The sequence below is a fragment of the Bartonella saheliensis genome (assembly GCF_902162175.1).
Genome location: NZ_LR607275.1, coordinates 1 through 2,976, shown reverse-complemented (window position 1 = coordinate 2,976; position 2,976 = coordinate 1). Strand labels below are relative to the sequence as shown.

Sequence of the window (2,976 nt, the reverse complement as noted above, 5' to 3'; positions counted from 1 at the left end):
TATCGTCCAGATACATCCCGCATCTCTATACGCCTCTAGGCGCAAGCCTTCCCATTGCTTGAGCAGTTCTAATCCTTCCCTCGATATCTTTCTCATTCACTCCTCCATAAAAAAAGCCCCACTCATGCGGGGCTGGATTAAATCTTCTTTTATGATCTCTATTGACTATGCTCTTTAATCAACTTCTCGACTTCTTCTACACTAAAGCCAAGTCTAAACAACGGCGCATATTCGCTTTCCTGTAATTCATATTGATAACGCTTTTCTATAAGCTCTCCCTCTAAATCAAATGGGATTTCTTGGCTTATATATACTCTATGGGTTGCATCTTCCACACCATCTTCTCCGTCACAAAGCTCTTTAACAAAGACCCAATAAAAACGCGTCTCTAAAAGACCCTTGAGCCTTCTAACCGTTTCTCCCTTATCAAAGGAAAGCATGTTCAAATAATCTTGCTTGCTATTTAAATGCTCTGGATAATCTATCATCTCAATATCCTCTAAACAAAACAACGCGGACCACTACAGCCACGCGCGCCTAGTTTGTCATCTTTGACACCACGACTATACTGACCATTCCTAAAAAAAGGTCCACTATAGGAACCCTGTTGCCAATTCCCACCTCCAACCAAGACATTCATTGTCGTTCTAAAACTAGATCCACCAGAGGCAAGAGGACTTTGCACTAAAAACGTCTCTGATAAAAATTGCAAAAGATAACCACAACCATCCTCACACCCTATATGCGAGATCATCCGCCTATTCGCCGTATCAACATGACCGCCTGACTTCTTGGGGCTTGGCGCTTTATTTCCTGATATATTGGTCTTTTCATTACTTCCATACATCGCAGAGGCAAATGCCGCATCACTCAGTAAAGATTTCTTAACACGCAATAGATCTGAGACATGTTCCGTATAGCTACGATTGGTGGTGACAAGAGCTCCATAAGCCGATTTGCTATTTTCCCCTGTTCCTGATTGAAGATAAATATCTACCCAAATATCTTGCGAGGGGTCATAGACCATTCCTTCGGGGGAACTATGCGGACGATGATTGAGACACCACACAGAATGGGGCAAAATATCCCCTGCTCTATAGCCTGATAACGGGTGTCCTGAAATCGTTCCAACATCCGCACAAAGCGTATGAAAACCTCCTATCTTGCGGGAATTCGTTGCCGTATAACCTACGGGATAAGTAGAGTTCAAGGACACAACAAATTGCACATTGTTCTCACCTGCTTTTACTAAATAAATGTAATAATCTTGACCCCCTGAGAGAGTTCTATTCATTGGAATGAGAGTATCTTCCATGTAACTCACTACAGACAAATCATTCCCATTTTGCAAAGCAAGATGTGTTCCTTTTTTTAAGAGGATCTTCTGCTTGTCAGAGGCAACAAGAAAAGGGGTAGAAAGCGAAATGCCCTTCCAAGTTAAATGTTTTACCAAAGGAGAACCGCTTAAATCACTGCTCCCTTGCGATTTTAAAACTGCCTCTTTCGCCTCTTCTGCTAGTGCTTTTGCTGCTGCAGATTCTGTTTGAGCTACAGTTGCTGTACTCTTCGCAGAATTCGCCGTCGCTGTTAGCGTTGCTAAAGAGCTCTTGAGATCACTAAGCTCTTGGTTGGTCGTATTTAAAGACTGTTTTGTTTGGTCGGAAATGCTTTTTGCACTCTCTGCTGTCGACTTCGCACTCTCTGCTAGTTTCTTGGCTTTACTTGCTTCATCCTTAGCTTCATAAGCTCGTGTCTCAGCTGTTCCAGCTTGCTTCTTGGCTTCTTCTCCTACTCGCTCTGCTAAACGCGCTGTAACCTTGGCATCATCCGCCGCTTGTTTCGCATCTCCTGCTTTATTTAAAGCTTGGTAGCCTAGATTCTCTGCTTTACCAGCCGTTTTCTTCGCCTCTTCCCCCTCCAGTTTTGCCAAATTTACTGTCGCTTTCATACTATCAACTGTTCGCCGGACATCTATAACTTGACTACTCGCTCCATATGCTACATTTTCTGCCTTTGCTGCTGTACTTCGTGCTTGTTCCGCATCATGTTTTGCAAAATCCGCTGTATCTTTTATGCTCTTTACGGCATTATTGGCTTCACTCGCCTTGCTATGTGCCGTATCGGCTGTTTTTTTGGCTTCTTCCGCTACTCGTTGCGCCGATTGGGCTGTAAGTTTCGCATTATTCGCTGCTTCCTTGGCTTTATTCACTTCGTCTTTGGCTTGATAGGCGCGCGTATCTGCTTCGTTCGCTGTTTTCTTCGCCTCTTCTGCTGCTCTTTCCGCCAAGCCCGCTTTTACCTTCGCGCCATCTGCTATTTGCTCTGCCTCTCTGGCTTTATTTAACGCTTGATAACCTAAAGTCTCCGATTTGTCCGCTTTGCTCTCTACCTTAGCTACTTTTTTCTGTGCTTCCTCTGCTACCTTCTTGGCTTCCTCCGAAACACTCTTGGCTGTGCTAGCTGTAGTGCTTGCCTGATCTCCAGTTTGTTTTGCCTCATTCGCTATGCTCTCTACACTATCGGCTTTGCTCTTGGCTTCTTGAGCTAATCTCTCTGCTGCTGCAGCTTGGCTCTTCGCTTCTTCAACGAGGCTTTTTACAGCTTCCGTGCTTACTTGATCTGCCGTCGCTCCTGAACGAACCGCCTGTTCTGCTGCCGTTTTTGCTTCAGTCGCTATTCTCGTAGCTTCACTTGCTTGCTGCTCTGCGTGCTCTGCCTTCTCTTGTGCTCTATCCGCTACGCTTTTGGATTCTGATGCTAAAATCTTCGCTTCTGAAGCTTGTTGCTTCGTTTCATCAGCACTTTGTTTGGAGGCATTGGCTGTTGATACTGCCGTTTCTGCAAGGCTCTTTACATCACTAAGCTTCTGTGTGATGTCATCACAAGCACTCTTGCTTGCTTGCGCAATAGTCTTCGCTTCCTCCGATAACGTCTTAGAGGCTTCTGCAATCCCCTTTGCATCATTGGCTGTTGTTA

At 44.8% G+C, this 2,976-nt stretch carries 2 protein-coding genes and 1 pseudogene; all 3 read right to left on the bottom strand.

Annotation, left to right across the window (positions count from 1 at the left end; all coding sequences use genetic code 11):
- A pseudogene (locus FS875_RS10740) lies at positions 1-96 on the bottom strand (lysozyme); the annotation flags it as partial.
- 62 nt (positions 97-158) lie between these two features.
- Positions 159-488 (bottom strand): hypothetical protein, encoded by a 330-nt coding sequence (locus FS875_RS09530; protein ID WP_144756129.1) that lies wholly within the window; start codon positions 486-488, stop codon positions 159-161.
- 11 nt (positions 489-499) lie between these two features.
- A partial coding sequence (locus tag FS875_RS10735) for a phage major tropism determinant (protein WP_342778874.1) occupies positions 500-2,976 on the bottom strand: 2,477 nt, incomplete at its 5' end.